The sequence below is a fragment of the Pseudomonas sp. LJDD11 genome (assembly GCF_024584215.1).
In the GTDB taxonomy this organism is placed as follows: Bacteria; Pseudomonadota; Gammaproteobacteria; order Pseudomonadales; family Pseudomonadaceae; genus Aquipseudomonas.
Genome location: NZ_JANJFL010000107.1, coordinates 1 through 588 on the forward strand (window position 1 = coordinate 1; position 588 = coordinate 588).

Consider the following 588-nt stretch of genomic DNA (forward strand, 5'->3'; position numbering starts at 1 on the left):
AGGGTGTTCTTGAAGTAAGGCTCTTTCTTGGCCTTCTCGAAGAATTGCCCCAGTGCCCAGTCGGAATAACGCATGGCGGTCAAATGCTCGTCCAGCGAACCATGGCCTGTCACGCGCTCAACCGGCAGGTTTTCCGGCAAGGCATAAGGCGTGTGGTTGGACAGGGTCTGCAGCAAGGCATAGAACGGCTTGCCGTTCTGGCGGGCTTTCAGTTCCTCGGCGCCACGGTCGAACATGTCCTGGTCGGAAACACCCCAGGTCGGATCGGAGAACACCGGGTTGACGAAGTCTTCACGACCGACAAAGTTGGTCATGCCCTGGTTGCTGAAGAAACCCGACTGGTTGTCCCAGGCAAAGTTGCCGTTGTAGACATAGACATCGTCGTAGTTGCGCCCGGCGCTGAGCAGTTGCGGCAGGCCCGACAGCTTGTGGCTGCCTTCAGGCGTCTGCATCAGGTACTCGAAGCCCGGCAGGTTCGGGAAGCACGCCATGGTGGCGAACATGCCCTGGTGGGTGTGGGTGCCGTTGGAGAAGAAGTGATCAAACAGCAGGCCTTCCTTGGACAGTTTGTCGAAGTAAGGGGTGATG

1 protein-coding gene is annotated in these 588 nt (G+C 58.2%); it reads right to left on the bottom strand.

Going from position 1 to position 588, the window contains the following annotated elements; genetic code table 11:
- Positions 1-588, bottom strand: a 588-nt coding sequence (locus NRB16_RS29000; RefSeq protein WP_257107583.1) for an LTA synthase family protein, incomplete at both ends; no start/stop codon positions are given.